A 20,651-nucleotide genomic window follows, 5' to 3' on the forward strand; every position below is an offset into this window, starting at 1 on the left:
CCGCTCGGATGAGTTGACTGAGTCAAGGAGCTTCCATGAGCCGTATTGAGGGTGTGCTCAAAACCCTGAAAGGGCAGGGCCGCAAGGCGCTGATCCCATACATCACTGCCGGTGATCCCCACCCCGACCAGACCGTTGAGCTGATGCACACGCTGGTTGCGGCCGGTGCCGATATCATCGAACTGGGTGTGCCGTTTTCCGACCCTATGGCCGATGGGCCGGTGATCCAGCTGGCTTGCGAGCGCGCACTGGTGCACGGCACCTCCCTGCGCCAGGTTATCGCCATGATCAAGCAATTCAGGGAGCGGGACGATGCGACCCCCGTCGTTCTGATGGGGTACCTCAATCCCATGGAAGCCATGGGGTATGAGGCCTTTGCGGACGCGGCGGCCGACGCCGGGGTGGACGGGATTCTGACCGTCGATTTGCCGCCGGAAGAGGCGGATGACGTGGCGCCACTGTTTGCGGCCCGCCAGTTGGATCCGATCTTCCTGCTGGCGCCAACCACCACCGATGACCGGATTCGCGCGATCAGCGAGCATTCTTCCGGTTATGTGTACTATGTTTCATTCAAGGGCGTTACCGGCGCGGCGCGAATCAACGTGGATGAAGTGGCGGAGAAGGTGCAGCACATTCACCAACTCACTGCCTTGCCGGTGGGAGTCGGGTTCGGCATTCGTGACGCGGAAACGGCCGCAGCCGTTGGCCAGGTATCCGATGGTGTAATTGTCGGTAGTGTGCTGGTCGATACAATAGCCAGGAATCAGGAGGATCCCGAGCAATTGAAGCGTGCGCTCGAGGATCTGTTGAAACCCATGCGTAGCGCACTGGATGACCTGGCTTCCTGATTGAGGAGGCTTGGGGCAGGCAGGCATCGAAGGACAGGATGACATCATGAGTAACTGGCTGGACAAGATTATGCCGAGCAAGATCCGCTCGGAATCCAAGCAGCGTACCGGTGTACCGGAGGGGCTCTGGAAGAAGTGCCCGAAGTGTGGCGCGTTCCTGTACAAGCCGGAACTGGACAAGAATCTTGAAGTCTGCCCGAAATGTGAGCATCACCTGCGCGTGTCGGCCCGCCGGCGGCTGGATATCTTCCTCGACCCGGACGGGCGCACCGAGATTGGCGCTGAGCTGGAACCCTGGGACCGTCTCAAATTCAAGGACAGCAAGCGGTACAAGGAGCGGCTGGCCCATAACCAGAAAGTCACCGGCGAAAAAGACGCCCTGATCGCCATGCGCGGTAAGACCCAGGGTCTTCCGCTGGTGGCCTGCGCCTTTGAGTTCAATTTCCTCGGGGGCTCCATGGGGCAGGTGGTGGGCGAGAAGTTCGTCCAGGCCGCCAATGTCTGTCTCGAAGAGCGTATTCCACTGGTTTGCTTCTCCGCCAGTGGTGGTGCGCGAATGCAGGAAGCCATCCTGTCGCTGATGCAGATGGCCAAAACCGCCGCGGTCCTGGAGAAAATGAAAGAGCAGGGGATTCCCTACATTTCCGTGTTGACCGATCCGGTATTCGGTGGAGTGTCTGCCAGCTTGGCGATGCTCGGCGACCTGAACATTGCCGAACCCAATGCTCTGATCGGTTTTGCCGGTCCCCGGGTCATCGAACAGACCGTGCGGGAGAAGTTGCCCGAGGGGTTCCAGCGCAGTGAGTTTCTGCTGGAGCATGGCGCCATCGACATGATTGTTCACCGGCATCAGATGCGGGACCGGATTGCGGCGACACTGGCCAAGTTTACCAATCAGCCGCGACCGGAACCAGATGCGGACATCGAGTTTGACGTGAGCGAGAAGCCCGACACGAATGTCGAAACATCCTGAGCCTTCTTCCCCGCGCCAGGCCGCCCCGGGCGCGGGCGCAAGCCTGAACCGTTGGCTGAGCTACCTTGAAGCCATCCACCCCACCGAAATCGACCTCGGCCTGGATCGGGTGCTCACGGTTCATCGACGACTCTTCCGGCGGCCGCCCAGGGGGCGCATCATTACCGTCGCCGGAACCAACGGCAAGGGCAGTGCCGTGGCCTGTGTCGCGCAGATACTGAAGCAGGCCGGCCGGCATGTAGGCACCTACACCTCCCCCCATCTCCATCGCTACAACGAACGGGTCACCATCGATGGCCACCCCATCTCCGACGGGGCGATGGTCGAGGCTTTCGAGCGTGTTGAGCAGGCCCGGGGCAATGTCAGCCTGACCTACTTCGAGTTCGGCACCCTGGCAGCCTTTGTCGCCATGGCCCAGGCCGGAGTTGAGGACTGGGTGTTGGAAGTGGGGTTGGGTGGACGGCTGGATGCGGTTAACGTGATGGATGCCGACCTGGCCATGATCACCTCGGTTGATATCGACCATGTTGCCTTTCTGGGGGACGACCGGGACGTCATCGGATTCGAAAAAGCGGGTATACTCAGACCCGGAAAGCCTGCAGTTTATGCGGATCTCTCGCCACCCAAGTCGGTGCTTCAGCAGGTCTCCGCCCAGAATGTACCGCTGCTACGGTTGGGCGCCGACTACCAGCTTGAAGACGCGGACGGTGTTGTCACCCTGCGCTGTTCCTCGCTCGACCGCTCCCTGATCCTGCCTGACATCCCCCTGCCTCAGCAAAGTGTCGCCGCAGCGGTCATTGCAGCCTGGATGCTGGAGCCGGGTCTCGACGGCGAGGTGATTCAGGATGCGCTGACGAGGGTCCGGTTGCCCGGCCGTTTCGAAAAGCTGGCCGACTCGCCCGATGTGTATGTGGACGTTGGCCATAACCCCCACGCGGCAGCCTGGCTTGCCGCTCGGCTTGCCAGACTGAAACAGCGGGGAGGTAAGGTACGCGCAATCTACGCCTGCCTTGAGGACAAAGACACTGTTGGCGTCATCCACGCCCTGGAACCCGTGGTCGACCGCTGGTACTTGTCGGGGCTGTCGTGTCCCAGGGGCGTATCGGCCGGTGAGCTTCGGTCGCGCTTCGAGTCCGCCACAGGCGGGGCACCGGCAACGGTAATGGACTCGGTGACCAAGGCGGTCGCCGTTGCGCGTGAGCAGGCAGCCGAGCAGGATCTGATCATTGCCTTCGGTTCCTTCTTTACTGTGGCGGAAGCCCGGTTGGCGGTACGGGGCCAATGAGCGGCCCGGTTGTGGCCCTGGCTGGTGCTTGGGCAGCGTCCTGGCGCGGTCTGCCTTAAAAAACAGTCATGTTCCCGCGCTCATTTTGAGTTCTCGTCAAGGCCCGGTTAGTATCTCCGGTAAATCTGGCCGACATTCTACAGACAGGGGATTAAACATCGTGGATGGACTGAAACAACGGGTCATTGGTGCGCTGGTGCTGGTATCTCTGGCCGTCATCTTTGTACCGATGCTGTTTGATGAGCCCCATTCCGAGCGCTCTTCGCGAGTCATCAACCTGCCAGAGGAGCCACCGTTCCCGGAAGTCGAGATGCCGGAGCCGGTCACGGTGGAAACGCCGTCATACCATATCGAAGAAGAGCTGGGCCCGGCAGCAAACGCGCTGCCTGCACCACAGCCGCAGGGGCCAGAGCAATCCGCCACGCAGCCCGTCCCGGTTGAAACCGCGCGGCCGGAACCGGAACCCCAGCCGGAAGCCGTTGCTCCGGAGCCCGCGCCAGAGCCTGAACCCGCTCCGGAGCCGGTGGTCCAGGAAGACTACTCACGCTCGCTGGAAGGTGCCTGGGTGGTGCAATTGGGCAGCTTCGGCAATGCCGATAACGCCCGCCGGTTGCGGGACAACGTGCGAGAAATGGGCTACGGTTCCCATCTTCAGCAAATCACCCGCGGCGATACCACCCTGACCCGAGTGTTTTCCGGGCCGTTTGTACAGAAGGTCGATGCCGAAAAGGCCAAACAGCAGCTTGATGCCAAATTTGGGCTCAACAGCCTGGTAACCTCCAACGACTAGTGTCAAGGGCCGCTAGGCACACCCTGATTCACTCCCCACACCCATTTAGAGTTTGGTGTGGGGGGGATTCCTGATAGAATTTGCGCTTCCATTTTTTACAGAGCCTTCTTGTACCGATTTCATGGACGCGCTGATCTGGATCGACTGGGTAATCATTACCCTGATAGCTGTCTCTACTCTCATCAGTCTCAAGCGCGGTTTTGTCAAAGAAGCCCTGTCGTTGGTTACCTGGGTGGGCGCTTTCATCATTGCCCGCACCTTCCATCCCCAGATGCAGTCCCTTCTTGAGAGCACGGTGGAAACGCCGTTGGTCAGGCTGATTGCTGCGTTTGCGATATTGTTTTTTGCAACGCTGATCGTTGGTGCGATCATAAACAACATGATTGCGCATTTGATCCATGCAACCGGATTAACGGCGACAGATCGGGTGCTGGGAATGGCATTCGGATTGCTGCGTGGGGCGGTGGTGGTCATCGTTGCCATCGCCTTTACCCGCTACACTCCGCTTGCCAATGATACCTGGTGGCAGACCTCCATCATGATCGACCGCCTGTCGGTCGTTGAGGATTGGTCGAGACGGACGCTGGGGGATGAGTTTGCCCAGTTTCTGGAACCGGCTGAGGAACAGTCAGAAACCTTTGTGGAACCTGCGGCAGCACACCGCTAACATTCAGCTTTAACGCTTCGGAGTAGATCCTATCCATGTGTGGAATTGTCGGTATAGTCAGCACCTCAAACGTCAACCAAACGCTGTATGATGCGTTGACGGTTTTACAGCACCGGGGCCAGGACGCAGCGGGCATTGTCACCTACCAGGATGACCGGTTTTTCCTGCGCAAGGACAACGGGCTGGTGCGCGACGTATTCCGCACCCGGCACATGCGGCGGCTGGTGGGCAATGTCGGCATCGGTCACGTGCGTTATCCCACAGCCGGCAGTTCCAGCTCCGCGGAGGCGCAACCGTTCTATGTCAACAGCCCCTACGGTATTACGCTGGCCCATAACGGCAACCTGACCAACGCCGACGACCTCAGCCGGGACCTGTTCCGCACCGACCTGCGTCACATCAACACCAACTCCGATTCCGAAGTGCTGCTTAACGTGTTTGCCCACGAGCTGCAAAAGCTGGGCAAGTTGACCCCGACCAAGGATGAAATCTTCGCGGCGGTCAAGGCCGTGCACAAACGCTGCAAGGGGGCCTATGCGGTGATCGCCATGGTGACCGGGTACGGCATCGTGGGCTTCCGCGACCCCAATGGTATTCGACCGGCCTGTTACGGGGTAAGAGAGACCGAGGAGGGGCGGGAGTACATGATCGCCTCCGAGAGCGTGGCGCTTAGTGCGGCCGGTTTCACCCTGGTACGGGACATTGCGCCGGGTGAAGCGGTGTACATCGAGACCGACGGTACCCTGTACACGCAACAGTGTGCGGACCAGTCCCACCTGATCCCCTGCATCTTTGAGCACGTGTACTTCGCCCGCCCGGATTCCATCATGGATAAGGTGTCGGTCTACAAGGCACGGCTGCGGATGGGGGAAACCCTGGCGGACAAGGTGCTGCGGGAGCGTCCCGACCACGATATCGACGTGGTGATCCCGATTCCCGACACCAGCCGGACGTCGGCCATGCAGATGGCCCATCGCCTGGGGGTGAAATTCCGCGAAGGCTTCATCAAGAATCGTTACATTGGCCGCACGTTCATCATGCCTGGCCAGAAAATGCGAAAGAAATCGGTCCGCCAGAAACTCAATCCGATCGACCTGGAGTTCCGCGGCAAGAACGTCATGCTGGTGGACGATTCCATTGTCCGGGGCACCACTTGCCAGGAAATCGTTCAAATGGCCCGGGATGCCGGGGCGAAGAATGTCTATTTTGCCTCTGCCGCGCCCCCCGTCCGTTACCCGAACGTGTATGGTATCGACATGCCGTCGGCGAGCGAGTTGATCGCGCACGACAAGAGCGTGGATGAAATCTGCAAGATCATCGGTGCCGACTGGCTGGTCTACCAGGACCTGGACGACCTCATTACCTGCGTCAACGATGTCAATCCCGAGATCGAATCCTGGGAGTGCTCCGTGTTCGATGGCAACTACATCACCGGGGATGTCGATCGTGCCTACCTCGACCGAATCGAAGCCTTGCGCAGTGACAAGAGCAAGTCCTCGAAAGGCACCAACATGGACAACGCCATCATCGATCTGCACAACGACGACGACTAATCCCTGGCCGTGCAGGCACGCCAGCGAACTGTGAGGAACTGCTTATGACCCAGCGCCGTGAAGAGCACGCCTTCATTCCGGAGTCTGATCTGGAAGGCATGTCCGTGGACACCCTGGCAGTTCGGGCGGGGCAGCTCCGGACGGCCCAATTGGAGCACAGCGATCCGATCTTTCCCACCTCCAGCTTTGTCTATGGCAGTGCCGCACAGGCTGCGGCGCGGTTTGGGGGCGACGAGCCGGGTAACATCTATTCCCGTTTCACCAACCCCACGGTCCAGGCCTTCGAGGCCCGTATTGCCGCGATGGAAGGCGGTGAGCGGGCGGTTGCGACCGCCTCCGGCATGGCCGCCATCCTGAGCACCTGCATGGCACTGCTCCAGGGCGGGGATCATGTGGTCTGTTCCCGGGGGGTGTTCGGCACCACCAACGTGCTGCTGCAAAAATACCTGGCCAAGTTCGGTGTTGAAATCACCTTCGTCAGCCTGACGGACCTCGACGAATGGCAGGGTGCCCTGCAGGACAACACCCGCATGCTGTTTCTCGAAACGCCCTCCAACCCCCTGTGCGAGGTTGCCGACCTGTCGGCGCTGTCGACGCTGGCCAAGTCGGTTGACGCGTTGCTGGTGGTGGATAACTGCTTCTGTACCCCGGTGCTGCAGCGACCGCTGGCGTTCGGCGCCGACGTGGTGATCCATTCCGCCACCAAGTACCTGGATGGCCAGGGGCGCTGCATCGGCGGCGTGGTCGTGGGCTCTAACGCCCTGATGGAGGAGGTCTACGGCTTCCTCCGCTCGGCCGGACCCACCCTGAGCCCGTTCAACGCCTGGGTTTTCCTCAAGGGTTTGGAAACGTTACCAATTCGTATGCGTGCCCACTGCGAGAATGCGTTAGAGTTGGCGACGTGGCTGGAGCAGCAGGAGGACGTGGAGCAGGTATTCTACGCCGGGCTCAAGCAGCATCCCCAGTATGAGTTGGCAGCCCGCCAACAGAGTGGGTTCGGGGGTGTTCTGTCGTTCCGGGTTCGCGGTGGACGCGAGGCTGCCTGGGCGTTTATCGACGCCACGCGGATGATCTCCATCACCGCCAACCTGGGCGATGTCAAGACCACGATCACCCATCCGGCGACCACCACTCATGGGCGTTTGTCGCCGGAGGACAAAGCAAAGGCTGGCATCACCGAAAACCTTATCCGCGTATCGGTCGGCATTGAGTCCATTGAGGACTTGAAGAAAGACCTCTCCCGTGGATTGGACGCCCTCAAGGGCTGAACCCAGCCCGGAGCCACCCGGCCCCGGCAAGGTGCCAGTCCGCGAGCATTCAGACAGGAACCGTCAGAGTTTTCATGGCAGAGCCAAAAAAAGCACAGAAGTCTCCGGAACTCACTGAAAAGCAGCAGCGTTTTCGCAAGTTGGTGGGGCAGGGCGCCCGGGAAGGGGCGGTCATCGCCCTGGTCGTGCTGGCGATTTACCTGTTCATGGCGTTGATTACGTTCAGCCCCAACGACCCGGGCTGGGCCAGCATTGGCCACCAGACAGACGTCAGCAACGCCGCAGGCCGGACCGGTGCCTGGCTGGCCAGTCTGCTGATGGATTTCTTTGGCTACGTCGCCTTTCTGTTTCCGACCATGGTGGCCGGGTACGCCATCATGCTGATCCGCCGGCGGAATGATTCCCTGGACCTGCACTGGCCCCTGTTCATGGTCCGGTTCGGGGGCTTCGCGTTGATTCTGCTCTCGGCGACCAGTCTGTTGTCGTTGTATTCCCTGTTTGGACTGAGTGCTTCCTCCGGTGGGGTGATGGGGGTGGCTGTGTCGGACGCCATGGTACAGTTCTTCAACCTGCCTGCCTCCACCCTGTTGCTGGTCGCTATCTTCCTGTTTGCGCTGACGGTCACCACCGGCCTGTCCTGGTTCTGGTTGATGGATCAGGTGGGTGGACTCACGTTGCGGGGTTATGAGTGGTGCTGGGCATCGATCCAGGCACGCCTGCTGGAGAGCGGCGATGAAACGCCGTCGCCGACCCGTCCGGAACCGGAGCCGCCCACCCTGAAGGACCGGGTGGACGAGCAACACAAGGAAGCGTCCGTACGCTGGTGGCATAAGCTGCCGCTGTTGGGACCCACGCCAGGAAAGGACGAGGTCGTTGACTCGCCAATAGAGCGCAGGGAGCCCGCAATTGGCGATTCCCTGCCGGCCATTCCGGATGAGCCGGCCCGGATCGAAAGCTTCACCTCCCGGGAGCCGGAGCCGCAGGCCAGGGCGAAACCCGCCAGGGCCAAGCCGGCGGACTCGCCCAAGCAGGACGCCAAGCCGTCGAAGTCGCTTAAAATCTCGCCGTTCAAGCGGGAAGACAAGGCCCAGCCGAAGGACTCCGGCAAGCAGCCCACGCTGTTTGAGGACATCGAGAGTCCCATTCCGCCGATTTCTCTCCTGGACCCCCCTGAGGAGCACCAGGAGAAGGGCTATTCCGAAGAATCCCTGGAGCATATGTCCCGGTTGCTGGAAGAGAAGCTGGCGGATTTCGGCGTGTCGGTGGAGGTGGTCGAGGTGAACCCGGGGCCGGTCATTACACGGTTCGAGATCAAACCGGCGCCGGGTGTGAAGGTCAGCAAGATTTCCAACCTGGCCAAGGACTTGGCCCGTTCCCTGGCGGTGTTGAGCGTGCGGGTGGTGGAGGTGATCCCCGGCAAGTCGGTGATCGGGATCGAGATACCCAACGAAACCCGGGAAATGGTCCGTCTGAGCGAGGTGCTCGGTGCGCCGGTGTTTGAGGAATCCAGTTCGGCGTTGACCCTGGCCTTGGGCAACGACATCGGCGGCAATCCGATGGTGGCCAACCTGGCAAAGATGCCGCACCTGCTGGTGGCGGGTACCACCGGTTCCGGTAAGTCGGTCGGTGTTAACGCCATGTTGATCAGCATGTTGTTGAAGGCCACACCGGAAGAGGTCCGCTTCATCATGGTGGATCCCAAGATGCTGGAACTGAGCATCTACGACGGTATCCCGCATCTGCTGGCGCCGGTGGTCACCGATATGAAGGAAGCCGCCAACGGGTTGCGCTGGTGTGTGGCCGAGATGGAGCGTCGCTACCGGCTGATGGCGAACCTGGGGGTGCGGAACATCGCCGGTTACAACCGCAAGGTCAGGGAAGCTCGGGAGGCCGGGGAGCCGTTGCTGGATCCCCTCTGGCAGCCGGATGAATACCTGAACAACGAAGAGCAGGAACGGCCGGAGCTGGATACCCTGCCGTTTATCGTGGTGGTGATCGACGAGTTTGCCGACATGATGATGATTGTCGGCAAGAAGGTTGAGGAACTCATCGCCCGAATCGCCCAAAAGGCCCGTGCCGCCGGGATTCACCTGATCCTGGCTACCCAGCGGCCGTCGGTGGATGTCATCACCGGGTTGATCAAGGCCAACATTCCCACCCGCATCTCGTTCCAGGTCTCATCCAAGATCGACTCCCGCACGGTTTTGGACCAGGGCGGTGCGGAACAGTTGCTGGGCCACGGTGACATGCTCTATTTGCCGCCGGGGACCGGGTTGCCGGTGCGAGTCCATGGCGCCTTTGTCGACGACGACGAAGTCCATCGCGTGGTCAACGCCTGGAAAGCCCGCGGTGAGCCGGTATACGTGGACGACGTCCTCAACGGGGCCGAGGGGGAGAACCTTCCGGGCGTGCCGACCCTCAACGAAGGCGGGGGCGACAGCGAGGGCGATGCACTCTTCGACGAAGCGGTTGCCTTCGTGACCGAGGGGCGTCGGGTCTCGATTTCCTCGGTCCAGCGAAAGTTCAAGATTGGTTACAACCGGGCAGCCAATCTGGTGGAGGCCATGGAGGCCTCCGGTGTCGTCAGCCCCGCGGGCCATAACGGAGCCCGGGAAGTGCTGGCACCGCCCCCACCGAGAGATTAGGAGAGCATAGATGAAGTATTGCAAGGTATTGGTCGGCCTGATGGCGCTGGTGATCGGCTGGATGGCGACGCCTGTCCTTGCCCAGTCCGAGGCATCGCCCGCCGAGGCGCTGGCTGAGACCCTTCAGGGGTATCGCACCTACCAGGCTCGTTTCATTCAGATTCTGGTCGACGAAAACGGTGGCCAGGTGCAGGAGACCCGCGGCAAGCTCAAGGCCAAGCGCCCCGGCCTGTTCTACTGGGAAACCAGCCAGCCCCTGGCTCAATTCATCGTCAGTGACGGCGAGCGGGTCTCGGTGTATGACCCGGACCTGGCCCAGGTAACCATCCATACCCTGGATGACCGCGCCTCGAGTACGCCTGCCCTGTTGCTCAGTGGTGAAGTTGAAAACCTGGCGGACAACTATGAAGTGACCACCCGCCGACTGGGCGAGGAGACCCGTGAGTTTACCCTGGTTCCCCGTAATTCGGACTCTCTGTTTGTGTCACTGCGCCTGTCTTTCTACCAGGGAGAATTGCAGGAAATGCGGATGAAAGATTCGCTGGCTCAGCTCAGCATTCTCAGTTTCGATCAGATCCGGCTCAATGAGGAATTGATGGACTCGGCCTTTACCCTGGAGTACCCGGATGACGTCGACGTCATTCAGGACGGAGCCTGATGCAGGACAGTCTGTTTGCTGAAACCGGCTTCGAGCCCCTGGCCGCTCGTATGCGCCCGGAGTCGCTGGACGACTATGTGGGACAGGCTCACCTGGTTGGCCCGGGAAGGCCACTGCGCAAAGCGATCGAGCAGGAACAGCTCCATTCAATGATTCTCTGGGGGCCGCCCGGCGTGGGTAAGACCACTTTCGCCCGGCTGCTGGCCAATGTGGGTGGCTTGAGTTTCGAGACACTCTCCGCCGTGCTCAGCGGGGTCAAGGACATTCGCGCGGTGGTCGACCGTGCGAAGTTGCGCAAACAATCCGAGAGTCGTGGCACGCTGCTGTTTGTCGACGAGGTGCACCGCTTCAACAAGAGCCAGCAGGATGCCTTTCTGCCCCACATCGAGGATGGCACCTTTATCTTCGTGGGTGCCACCACCGAAAACCCGTCCTTCGAGCTCAACAGCGCCTTGCTGTCCCGCACCCGGGTGTACGTGCTCAAGCAGTTGACCGAACCGGAAATCCTGCAATTGCTCACCCGGGTTCTGGCCTCGCCCAACGGGCTCGACAATCGGGTTGCCGTCAGCGACGAGATTCTGCAGCTCATTGCCCGGGCGGCGGGAGGCGATGCCCGGCGGGCGTTGAACATTCTGGAGATTGGCACCGATCTCGCGGAACCGGACGAGTCCGGCAAGCCCCGCATCACCCAGCAGAACCTGGAGATGGTTTTGCAAACCAGTCTGCGTCGGTTCGACAAGGGCGGCGACGTGTTTTACGACCAGATCTCCGCCTTGCACAAGTCGGTTCGGGGCTCGGACCCGGACGGCGCCCTGTACTGGCTGTGCCGAATGCTGGAGGGGGGATGCGATCCACTCTATGTGGCCCGGCGGCTGGTGCGCATTGCCAGTGAGGACATTGGTAACGCCGACCCACGGGCGCTGCGCCTCTCGCTGGATGCATGGGAGGCCCAGGAACGGCTGGGGTCGCCGGAGGGCGAGCTGGCCCTGGCTCAGGCGGTCACCTACCTGGCGCTGTCCCCCAAAAGCATCGGGGTGTACCGGGCGTTTAACCAATGCATGGCCGACATTCGCGACGACCCGGATTACGAGGTGCCCGTTCACCTTCGCAACGCCCCCACCAAGCTGCTGAAGTCGCTGGGGCACGGCGACGAATACCGCTATGCCCATGATGAACCGAACGCCTTTGCTGCCGGGGAATCCTACCTGCCGGAGGCCATTCATGGTCGCCGTTATTACCAGCCGGTCCCCCGCGGCCTGGAACTCAAGCTGGCGGAGAAACGGGCTCGGCTCGACGAGCTGAACCGTAACAGCCCCCGGCAGCGCTATTCCCCAAACCGTTCGTAATTACCCGCTGGAAACTTCTACTGCGGAATGTGTCAGCGGTAGCGGAAAGGGCGGTGTTCAGTGACGCTCCCGCAGGTATAATGCGGTCACGGTGAAGCGGCTTCCAAGCCATGTTCAATCAAACAGATACTCCAGAATCAGGATAATCATGCTCGATCCAAAACGCGTACGCACTCAGACCGAAGAGATTGCCCGTCAACTGGCGGTCAAGGGATTTGAATTTGACCAGTCGGCCTTTGAGCAACTGGAAGAGCGTCGCCGCTCGATCCAGGTGCGTACCGAGTCGCTGCAGAGCGAGCAGAACAAGCGATCCAAGTCCATCGGCAAAGCCAAAGCTGCGGGTGAGGATATCCAGCCGTTGCTGGACGAAGTAGAAAGCCTGAAGCGCCAGCGCTCCGAGGCCGAAGAGGAACTCCGCGACGTGCAGGATCAGCTGAACGACTTCCTGGCTGGCATTCCCAACGTGCCGGACGAGACGGTACCGGCCGGTGAGACCGAAGACGACAATGTGGAGATCCGTCGCTGGGGCACACCGAGGGAATTCGATTTCGAGGCCCAGGACCACGTGTCGCTGGGCGAGGCCCTGGGCGGCCTGGATTTCGAGACCGCCAGCAAGCTGGCTCACTCCCGCTTCGCGGTCATGCGCGGCCCGGTAGCGCGGCTGCACCGGGCTCTGGCCCAGTTCATGCTGGACCTGCACAGCACTGAGCATGGTTATACCGAGGCCTACGTTCCCTACCTGGTGAACGCCAATACCCTGTTCGGCACCGGCCAGCTGCCAAAATTTGAAGAAGACCTGTTTCGCATGGACGGCGAGAATCCGCTGTACCTCATACCCACTGCAGAGGTCCCGGCCACCAACCTGGTCAGCAACACTATCCTGGATGCCTCTGAGCTGCCGTTGCGCATGGTGTGTCACACTCCCTGTTTCCGCAGCGAGGCCGGCTCCTACGGCCGTGATACCCGCGGGATGATCCGTCAGCATCAGTTTGACAAGGTGGAGCTGGTGCAGGTCGTCAAACCGGAGGAATCGGACGCCGCGCTGGAGGCGCTGACCGGCCACGCCGAAAAGGTACTCCAACTGCTGGAACTGCCATATCGGGTGGTGGAGCTTTGCGGCGGGGACATGGGCTTTTCCGCTGCACGAACCTATGACCTGGAGGTCTGGCTGCCGGGGCAGGGGAAATACCGGGAAATCTCCTCCTGTTCAAACACCCGCGACTTTCAGGCACGGCGTATGCATGCACGCTGGCGTAACCCGGAAACCGGTAAGCCCGAGCCCGTTCATACTTTGAACGGTTCCGGCCTTGCTGTTGGCCGTACCCTGATTGCGGTGCTGGAGAACTACCAGCAGGCGGACGGCAGCATTCTGGTTCCCGATGTACTCAAGCCGTACATGAGAGGCATCGACAGGATCCAATGAACCAAAATGGAAAAAAAGACGGCCCAAAAAAGGGCGTCCGCACTGCATCAGTGCTTCCCCGTTACCGGACCAACCCGGTAACGGACAATCCCAATATCTCAGCCGGTGAGGTGTTCCTCGTTGGCGCAGGCCCCGGTGACCCCGAACTGCTGACGGTCAAGGCCTGGCGCATCATCACCTCCGCCGAGGTGGTGCTGTATGACCGGCTGGTCTCCCAGGATATTATCGACATGATCCCGGAATCGGCCGAGTTGATCCACGTCGGCAAGCGTCGGGCGGACCACACCTTGCCGCAGGAGCAGATCAACCAGCGTCTGGTGGAACTGGCACAGGCGGGCAAGCGGGTGGTCCGGCTGAAGGGAGGGGACCCCTTCATCTTTGGCCGTGGGGGCGAGGAAATCGAAACCCTCGCCGAGGCCGGGGTCCGCTTTCAGGTGGTGCCAGGCATTACCGCGGCGTCCGGATGTGCCGCCTATTCGGGAATTCCGCTAACGCACCGGAACTATGCTCAGTCCGTCCGTTTCGTCACTGGCCACCTCAAGAATGATACCTGCGATCTGCCCTGGAAGGACTTTGTCCAGAGCAACCAGACCCTGGTGTTCTACATGGGCTTGGTGGGGCTGCCGATCATCAGTCGCGAACTGATTGCCCACGGTATGGATGAATCGATGCCGGTGGCACTGGTCTCCAAGGGAACAACGCCGGACCAGCAAGTGGTGGTAGGTGAGCTGGGCAATATTGTTGAGAAGGTGAGGGAGAGCGGTGTCCAGGCGCCGACCATCATCATCATCGGCCACGTTGTAGCGTTGCGTTCCAGACTCGACTGGATCGGAGTCTGACCACGATCGCGTACAAGAAAGGGGGGCAGCGATGCGCTGTCCCCCTTTCTTGTACGCTTTAATTACCGGGTTGGCAGGACATCCTTCAGCTTGTCGCGCATTTCGCGAATTGCTTTTTCTGTGGTTTCCCAGTCGATGCAGGCGTCGGTAACAGACACGCCGTACTTGAGTTCGGACAGGTCCTCGGGAATGGACTGGTTGCCCCAGTTGAGATGGCTTTCCACCATCAGGCTCTGGATGGATTTGTTGCCCTCCAGGATCTGGTGGGCAATGTCCTGCATAACCAGAGGCTGCAGGCCGGGGTCCTTGTTGGAGTTGGCATGGCTGCAGTCCACCATGATGGACTTGCGCAGTCCGGCCTTGTCCAGCGCCTGCTCGCACAAGGCGACACTGACGGAATCGTAGTTGGGCTTGCCGCCGCCTCCCCGCAGCACCACGTGGCCATAGGCATTGCCCTGGGTACGAATGATCGACACCTGACCTTGCTGATTGATGCCCAGGAAGCTGTGAGGGTGAGAGACCGACTTCATGGCATTGATGGCTACGTCGAGACTGCCATCGGTTCCATTCTTGAAACCAATCGCCATGGATAGGCCGCTACTCATCTCGCGATGGGTTTGGGACTCGGTGGTGCGGGCCCCGATGGCGGACCAGGAGATGGTGTCCTGCAGGTATTGGGGAGAAATGGGGTCCAGGGCCTCCGTGGCCGTCGGCAGGCCCAGTTCAGCGATGTCCAGCAGCAGGCGGCGACCAATGTGCAGCCCCTGTTCGATGTCGAAGGTATCATCCAGGTGAGGGTCGTTGATCAGGCCCTTCCAGCCAACGGTGGTGCGCGGCTTCTCAAAGTAAACCCGCATGACGATCAACAGGGTATCGCTCACCTCATCGGCCAGGACCTTGAGCTTTTCTGCATACTCGCGAGCCGCCTTGACATCGTGAATGGAGCAGGGGCCGACGACGATAAACAGGCGATGATCCTTGCCATCCAAAATGTCATAAATCGCCTGACGTCCCCGTTCGACGGTCGCCGCTGCCTGGTCGGACAGGGGCATTTCCGCTTTCAGCGCCTCAGGGGTAATCAACGTTTCCTGGCTGGCGACGTTGACGTTCTCGAGCTTGATGCCGGACATGCTGCTTAGATCCTCGATTCGTGTCTGCTATGGGGCTGGGTCACGCGTCACGGGCCCCTTTTCTTGAAATGGTGTTACGGGCCGGAGAACATCGAGCCTCCGTGCACCAGAGAGTCAGATATACTGCGTTATTTACCCAGGGTTTGCAATGCAACCAGGGCGTTGGTGTGGGCGCTGAACCGCCGATCCCTCATGGCTTAAACCCGTTCAGGCACAAACTGATACGTGTCTCCACTGGACGCTTGGAGACGGCCGTGATGCAATGTAACGATCAGGGTTCGCGAACCTCTGCCAAGAGTTGTCAGGCTTGCTGGTCACAGCGAAACATACCGGGCGAAACCAGGGGATAAGCAACCATGTCAAGAAGGAATGAACCTGCCATTGTTTGGATTTTCAACTGAATGCCAGAGCAAGCCATAACTCCTCCCAGTGGGGACGACCAGGCGACCATCCAACGCCAGATAAACGATATTCTGACCGGAATACGCGTTCCGGGGCTGCCGTATCCGATTGGCCAGGTGGAGGAAGACCGGTTGACGGATTGGCGCCCGCTCCTGCTTTCCTGTTGGAACGAACAGCGCGATGAGTCGGTCACCCACCTTCTGCAGTCGGTGTCACTGAACTGGTCTGTGCGCCAGGTTAACTCGGCCTATATTGCCGATCGTATTATGGACGTGTTTCTGAAGACCTGCGGCCTGCATGTGCTGCTGGCCGAAAGGGTGGCGCGGTTGAGGTATTTCCTTGCCTGGCGCCTGGCCGAAGACAGCGCCATGGCCTTCGAGGACAGTATCCGGGGGTGGCTGGACAGCCTGGGCGAATGGCGGGGGTGGAGTGATTCCGGTGGCCGCTCCGCCCGCACCTTGCTGGACCAGCTCGATGCGATGGTGATCGCCGTGTCCGCCAGTTTTGAGGCCCAAGGCCTGGAACCGTTTGAAGTTTTTTGTAGTCAATGGGCTCGGGACGCCCAAGCCCGCAAGGACCGTGTCGGTAAGCTGCGTGAACGATTGCTGGTGACAGAGCAGGGCGCTGCCCGCCAGCGCCGCGCTGAACAGACCTCCCGCGCATTGGTCGGCCGGGCCCTGAGCAATCGCGAGCTTCCCGAGGCTATCTCTTCGTTCGTGCTCAATGACTGGATCAAGCTGCTTCGCCAGATCGTGGCAAGTTCTGGCGTGGAGGGCGAAGACTGGCGGCATGCCAGCAAGTTACTCGAGTGGCTGGTGTGGATTGGCGATCCAACCCTGTCCGATGGCAGTACCGACCGCCTCTATCACGTGGGTGAGCAGATTGGCGAACGCCTGAACGAGGTATGGCAGCGGGTTTTCGGCCAGCCGTTGCCGCAGCAGTCACTCGCTTCGGTGGAAGCGGTGATTGTTGAGCGGTTGCGCGGTGAGACCCCCGAACTGGCTCCGGCGCTGGCCGGCGCCAGAAAGTTTGAGTTCGACCCGGCTTGGCTGACACTGAAGGTACCTGCCGAGAGTGAATTGGCGCAGGTGCGGGGGCAATGGTATGTAGAAGGTGCTGGCGCTGGTGAGCAGCGCCGGTTTTTCCTGGCGTTTCTGGAAGACACCTGTGAAGTGATCTGGTCCAACGGTTTCGGCGTGAAACTGGGGCTGATGCCCTGGGCCGAGTTTGTACAGGCCCGCTCCACGGGCGCCCTCAAGCCCATTCCGCCACTCAACCATTTTCAGGACGTGTTGCGGGATTCGGTGGTTTCTCTGGCCAAGGTCCAGGATAGGCAACGTCGGCAAAGGGAGCAGGCGGCCCGGGATGCCAAGGCCAGGGCAGAGGCGCTGCGTCAGAAGGTGGAAGCGGCCGAGCAGGCGAAACGGCAGGAACTGGAGTCCCGACGGCGGGAACAGGAGCGCCTTGAAGCGGAGGAACAACAGCAACGTCAGCAGCAGGCCGAGGAGGAGCAGCGGCGGATCGAACAGGAGCGACATCGAGTCGCGCAGGAAGCCGTTGAGTCGCTAAAGCTGGGTGGCTGGGTCGCGTTTGCCGCTACTGACCCCGAGCAAAAGGCTACCAGGATGAAGCTGGCTGTTCGCATCAATGCCAGTCGCAAACTGGTGTTTGTCGACCGGCTTGGGTTAAACCGACAGGAGTTCCAGGAGGACGCCCTTGTCCAGGAGGTTGCGGCAGGAAGAGTACGGGTGCTGAGCGGGGGCTCTGCGGAGTTTGACGACACCCTCAGCCGGGTAGTCGGGCGGATCCGCGTAGGCCGGTGACTGGACCAGTCTGGGCGGGGCAGCCGGACTGCCAGAACGGGGAGCTAAGATGGCTAGAAGTAACGGGATTGATGAAGTGGTGGGAGCTCCGGTGGACCCAGAGCTACGTTCCGATTATCGGTTGGCCGGCAAGGTGAAGGTTTCCCTTGAGCTGGACAGTGGCGATCCGGAAGTGGGTAACCATCGGTCGACCCTGGCGGCCTTTACCACTGATTTGTCCGTTGACGGACTGTGCCTGCGATGCCACGCCCCCCTGCAGGAGGGCGCCTTGCTGCCGGCCACAGTGGTATTGGAGACAGCCGGCCGGACTTTTTCCCTGATGACGGAAGTGGTCTGGTGTCGTTCCCTCGGGGATAACCAGTGGGCCGCCGGATTGCAGATTCTGGAGAGCGACGGCACGTCCTACCTGGAATGGGTGGAGACGGTGGCAACGGCCATGGGGCAGGACTGAGTCTGGTGGCAGGCGGTAGGGACGGAATGCAGCAGCGGGCGTGCTGCATTCCGTGAATCCGGGGCTCAGTCTTCCAGATCGCCCATCGCGGTAACGTTGAAACCTGCGTCCACATGCAGGATTTCCCCGGTAATACCACTGGCCAGATCGGAACACAGAAACGCGGCCGCGTTACCCACCTCTTCGGTGGTGACATTTCGCTTCAGCGGTGCCCGCTTGGCGTTTTCTGCCAGCATGCGACGGAAGCTCTTGATGCCTGAAGCCGCCAGGGTCTTGATCGGACCGGCGGATATGCCATTCACCCGAACCCCGTCCTGGCCCAGGCCGGATGCCATGAACCGAACGTTGGCTTCCAGGGATGCCTTGGCAAGCCCCATCACATTGTAGTTGGGCAGAACCTTCTCGGCGCCCAGATAGCTCAGGGTCAGCATGGAGCTGTTGTCACTGAGCATCTTGCGCGCCCCCTTGGCCAGCGCCACAAAGCTGTAGGAGCTGATGTCGTGGGCGATCTTGAAGCCTTCCCGGGTGGTGACGTCGACAAAGTTGCCGTCCAGTTCATGGGCAGGTGCAAAACCCACGGAATGCACAATGATGTCGATGTTGTCCCAATGTTCGCCCAGCGAGGCGAAGACCTGTTCGATTTCCTGGTCGCTGCCCACATCGCAGGGAAAGGTCAGTTTGCTTCCCCAACCTTCGGCAAACTGTTCCACCCGCGACTTCAGCTTGTCATTCTGGTAGGTGAAAGCCAGCTCCGCACCCTGCTGATAGAAAGCCTCGGCGATACCAGCTGCGATGGAGTGCTTGCTGGCCACTCCAACAATCAGGGCACGCTTGCCGCTGAGTAATCCCATTTCAGTTCTCCCTGTTTGACGGTTTCAGTGCATTATCCCCGAACACAATCCGCCGGGGTAACGCTCAATTGGTCGTAGTCTCCGACGGGCCATTCCCCTGGTCGCCCGGCGTCTGATAGAAGAAGGCCGCAGTCAGGAGCTCCTGGGTGTAGGCGTTTGCCGGATCGGCGAAGATCGTATCAGCTTCGCCGTATTCGATGACCTCACCATGACGAAGCACTAACAATTTGTGGCTCAGGGCGCGAACCACGGCCAGGTCGTGACTGATGAACAGGTAGCTCAACTGGTAGCGGGACTGCAGCTTTCGGAGCAGCTCAATGACCTGGCTCTGAACCGTCCGGTCCAGGGCAGAAGTGGGCTCATCGAGCACAATCAGATCCGGCTGCAGCACCAGGGCCCGGGCGATGGCGATGCGCTGGCGTTGCCCCCCGGAAAATTCATGGGGGTAACGGTGGCGGGCCCCAGGGTCCAGCCCCACATCCTCCAGCGCCTGGATCACCTTCTGTTCGTGCGCCTCCGGCGACAGCTCCGGCTCGTGGATCTCCAGCCCCTCGCCGATGATCTCAGAGATCGACATGCGCGGACTGAGGCTGCCAAACGGGTCCTGGAACACAATCTGGATGTTGCGGCGGTAGGGGCGGAACTGTTTCTGGTTCAACGACGCAAGCGGCTCCCCGCTCAGGGAAATGGAGCCCTCGCTCCTGGTCAGCTTGAGCAAGGCATGGCCAATGGTGGTCTTGCCGCTGCCACTCTCGCCGACAATGCCCAGTGTCTCACCCCGTTTGAGGTCGAAGGTCACGTCCTGCACCGCATGGAACCAGGTGCGGGTTCGTCCGAACCAGTTCTTGGCCGTTGGAAACCGAACGTTGAGGCGCTCCACGGCCAGCAGTTGGTCGGAGGCCCCGGGGACGGCCGGGGGGCTGCCATGGGGTTCGGCCTCCAGGAGGCGTTGGGTATAGGGGTGGGAGGGGGCCGTGAACAGCGTCTGGGTGTCCGCCTGCTCCACCAGCCGTCCCTGTTCCATGACCGCCACCCGATCGGCGTAACGGCGGACGATGCTCAAGTCATGGGTGATCAGAAGGATCGCCATTCCCAGTTTCTTCTGCAACTGGCCGAGCAGCTCCAGAACCTGCTTCTGAACGGTGACATCGAGGGCGGTGGTTGGCTCGTCAGCGATCAGCAGTTGCGGTTCGTTAGCCAGCGCCATGGCGATCATCACCCGCTGCTTCTGGCCGCCAGAGAGTTGGTGGGGGTAGCTGGCCAGTCGTTGTTCCGGATTGGGGATGCCCACCAGCTCCAACAGCTCAAGACACCGTTGCCGCGCCTGCGGGCCCCGCATGCCACGGTGCAGCTCCAGGGTTTCACTGATCTGCTTTTCCACCGTATGCAGTGGGTTCAGGGAAGTCATGGGCTCCTGGAAGATCATACTGATCTTCTGGCCGCGCACCTGGCGGAGGCGGCGTTCCGGGACCTGGAGCAGGTCCTCGCCATTGAACAGGATCTTGCCGGATGGATACTCCGCATGGCGACGGTCGAGCAGCCGCAGTACCGAAAGCGCGGTGATGGATTTACCGGAGCCGCTCTCGCCCACCAGGGCAACGGTTTCGGACGGGCCAATGGACAGCGAGACCTGGTTCACCACATTGTTGCCGCCGCCGAAGCGGATGGAGAGATCGGAAATCTTGAGCAACGCCGTCAT

At 60.7% G+C, this 20,651-nt stretch carries 17 protein-coding genes; 14 read left to right on the plus strand and 3 right to left on the minus strand.

Annotated elements, in window-relative coordinates:
• Positions 1-35 precede the first annotated feature (35 nt).
• The 12 genes from trpA to cobA all read left to right on the plus strand — a co-directional run bounded on the left by trpA (position 36) and on the right by cobA (position 14,295).
• The gene (gene trpA, locus R3175_RS02755) at positions 36-848 is read left to right on the plus strand and encodes a tryptophan synthase subunit alpha (protein WP_318942255.1); all 813 of its coding nucleotides are present in this window, start codon (positions 36-38) and stop codon (positions 846-848) included.
• A 46-nt stretch (positions 849-894) separates the two neighbouring features.
• Positions 895-1,821: an acetyl-CoA carboxylase, carboxyltransferase subunit beta gene (gene accD, locus R3175_RS02760; protein ID WP_318942256.1), complete on the plus strand. Its 927-nt coding sequence runs from the start codon at positions 895-897 to the stop codon at positions 1,819-1,821.
• Positions 1,805-3,106 (plus strand): bifunctional tetrahydrofolate synthase/dihydrofolate synthase, encoded by a 1,302-nt coding sequence (folC, locus tag R3175_RS02765; RefSeq protein WP_318942258.1) that lies wholly within the window; start codon positions 1,805-1,807, stop codon positions 3,104-3,106. The genes accD and folC overlap by 17 nt, the downstream gene beginning before the upstream one ends.
• 160 nt (positions 3,107-3,266) lie before the next feature.
• Positions 3,267-3,896 (plus strand): SPOR domain-containing protein, encoded by a 630-nt coding sequence (locus R3175_RS02770; RefSeq protein WP_318942259.1) that lies wholly within the window; start codon positions 3,267-3,269, stop codon positions 3,894-3,896.
• 121 nt (positions 3,897-4,017) lie between these two features.
• Complete coding sequence (locus tag R3175_RS02775; RefSeq protein ID WP_318942260.1) at positions 4,018-4,563, plus strand: CvpA family protein; 546 nt, start codon at positions 4,018-4,020, stop codon at positions 4,561-4,563.
• A gap of 35 nt (positions 4,564-4,598) precedes the next feature.
• Positions 4,599-6,116: an amidophosphoribosyltransferase gene (gene purF / locus R3175_RS02780; RefSeq protein ID WP_318942261.1), complete on the plus strand. Its 1,518-nt coding sequence runs from the start codon at positions 4,599-4,601 to the stop codon at positions 6,114-6,116.
• Between the two features lie 44 nt (positions 6,117-6,160).
• Entirely contained in the window at positions 6,161-7,384 is a 1,224-nt protein-coding gene (locus R3175_RS02785) for an O-succinylhomoserine sulfhydrylase (RefSeq protein WP_318942262.1), read from the plus strand.
• Between the two features lie 74 nt (positions 7,385-7,458).
• Positions 7,459-10,029: a DNA translocase FtsK gene (locus tag R3175_RS02790; protein ID WP_318942265.1), complete on the plus strand. Its 2,571-nt coding sequence runs from the start codon at positions 7,459-7,461 to the stop codon at positions 10,027-10,029.
• Positions 10,030-10,039: 10 nt separating this feature from the next.
• Positions 10,040-10,687, plus strand: coding sequence for an outer membrane lipoprotein chaperone LolA (gene lolA, locus R3175_RS02795; RefSeq protein ID WP_413231710.1), 648 nt, complete (start codon positions 10,040-10,042; stop codon positions 10,685-10,687).
• Positions 10,687-12,033, plus strand: a complete 1,347-nt coding sequence (locus R3175_RS02800; protein ID WP_318942268.1) for a replication-associated recombination protein A — start codon at positions 10,687-10,689, stop codon at positions 12,031-12,033. The genes lolA and R3175_RS02800 overlap by 1 nt, the downstream gene beginning before the upstream one ends.
• A gap of 148 nt (positions 12,034-12,181) precedes the next feature.
• Positions 12,182-13,456, plus strand: a complete 1,275-nt coding sequence (gene serS / locus R3175_RS02805; RefSeq protein WP_318942270.1) for a serine--tRNA ligase — start codon at positions 12,182-12,184, stop codon at positions 13,454-13,456.
• Positions 13,457-13,506: 50 nt separating this feature from the next.
• Complete coding sequence (gene cobA / locus R3175_RS02810) at positions 13,507-14,295, plus strand: uroporphyrinogen-III C-methyltransferase (protein ID WP_318942271.1); 789 nt, start codon at positions 13,507-13,509, stop codon at positions 14,293-14,295.
• Positions 14,296-14,357: 62 nt separating this feature from the next.
• Here the strand turns inward: cobA and R3175_RS02815 are convergent, their stop codons facing one another.
• Positions 14,358-15,425, minus strand: coding sequence for a 3-deoxy-7-phosphoheptulonate synthase (locus R3175_RS02815; protein WP_318942273.1), 1,068 nt, complete (start codon positions 15,423-15,425; stop codon positions 14,358-14,360).
• A gap of 401 nt (positions 15,426-15,826) precedes the next feature.
• Between R3175_RS02815 and R3175_RS02820 the strand changes: the two genes are divergently transcribed.
• Both R3175_RS02820 and R3175_RS02825 read left to right on the plus strand, forming a co-directional pair.
• Entirely contained in the window at positions 15,827-17,650 is a 1,824-nt protein-coding gene (locus tag R3175_RS02820) for a DUF1631 family protein (protein WP_318942275.1), read from the plus strand.
• Positions 17,651-17,699: 49 nt separating this feature from the next.
• Complete coding sequence (locus tag R3175_RS02825) at positions 17,700-18,101, plus strand: PilZ domain-containing protein (protein WP_318942277.1); 402 nt, start codon at positions 17,700-17,702, stop codon at positions 18,099-18,101.
• Between the two features lie 65 nt (positions 18,102-18,166).
• Here the strand turns inward: R3175_RS02825 and R3175_RS02830 are convergent, their stop codons facing one another.
• Together R3175_RS02830 and R3175_RS02835 are read right to left on the minus strand one after the other, a co-directional pair.
• Positions 18,167-18,952, minus strand: coding sequence for an enoyl-ACP reductase (locus R3175_RS02830; protein ID WP_318942279.1), 786 nt, complete (start codon positions 18,950-18,952; stop codon positions 18,167-18,169).
• A 64-nt stretch (positions 18,953-19,016) separates the two neighbouring features.
• On the minus strand, positions 19,017-20,651 hold the full coding sequence (locus R3175_RS02835; RefSeq protein ID WP_318942281.1) for an ABC transporter ATP-binding protein: 1,635 nt from the start codon (positions 20,649-20,651) through the stop codon (positions 19,017-19,019).

The sequence above is a fragment of the Marinobacter sp. genome, from assembly GCF_033722735.1.
Taxonomy (GTDB): domain Bacteria; phylum Pseudomonadota; class Gammaproteobacteria; order Pseudomonadales; family Oleiphilaceae; genus Marinobacter.

Excerpts from the sequence above, each read along its gene's own strand:
- trpA (WP_318942255.1), top strand. The coding sequence starts at position 36 with ATGAGCCGTATTGAGGGTGTGCTCAAAACCCTGAAAGGGCAGGGCCGC.
- accD (WP_318942256.1), top strand. The coding sequence starts at position 895 with ATGAGTAACTGGCTGGACAAGATTATGCCGAGCAAGATCCGCTCGGAA.
- folC (WP_318942258.1), top strand. The coding sequence starts at position 1,805 with ATGTCGAAACATCCTGAGCCTTCTTCCCCGCGCCAGGCCGCCCCGGGC.
- R3175_RS02775 (WP_318942260.1), top strand. The coding sequence starts at position 4,018 with ATGGACGCGCTGATCTGGATCGACTGGGTAATCATTACCCTGATAGCT.
- purF (WP_318942261.1), top strand. The coding sequence starts at position 4,599 with ATGTGTGGAATTGTCGGTATAGTCAGCACCTCAAACGTCAACCAAACG.
- R3175_RS02785 (WP_318942262.1), top strand. The coding sequence starts at position 6,161 with ATGACCCAGCGCCGTGAAGAGCACGCCTTCATTCCGGAGTCTGATCTG.
- R3175_RS02790 (WP_318942265.1), top strand. The coding sequence starts at position 7,459 with ATGGCAGAGCCAAAAAAAGCACAGAAGTCTCCGGAACTCACTGAAAAG.
- lolA (WP_413231710.1), top strand. The coding sequence starts at position 10,040 with ATGAAGTATTGCAAGGTATTGGTCGGCCTGATGGCGCTGGTGATCGGC.
- R3175_RS02800 (WP_318942268.1), top strand. The coding sequence starts at position 10,687 with ATGCAGGACAGTCTGTTTGCTGAAACCGGCTTCGAGCCCCTGGCCGCT.
- serS (WP_318942270.1), top strand. The coding sequence starts at position 12,182 with ATGCTCGATCCAAAACGCGTACGCACTCAGACCGAAGAGATTGCCCGT.
- R3175_RS02815 (WP_318942273.1), bottom strand. The coding sequence starts at position 15,425 with ATGTCCGGCATCAAGCTCGAGAACGTCAACGTCGCCAGCCAGGAAACG.
- R3175_RS02820 (WP_318942275.1), top strand. The coding sequence starts at position 15,827 with ATGCCAGAGCAAGCCATAACTCCTCCCAGTGGGGACGACCAGGCGACC.
- R3175_RS02825 (WP_318942277.1), top strand. The coding sequence starts at position 17,700 with ATGGCTAGAAGTAACGGGATTGATGAAGTGGTGGGAGCTCCGGTGGAC.
- R3175_RS02830 (WP_318942279.1), bottom strand. The coding sequence starts at position 18,952 with ATGGGATTACTCAGCGGCAAGCGTGCCCTGATTGTTGGAGTGGCCAGC.
- R3175_RS02835 (WP_318942281.1), bottom strand. The coding sequence starts at position 20,651 with ATGACGGCGTTGCTCAAGATTTCCGATCTCTCCATCCGCTTCGGCGGC.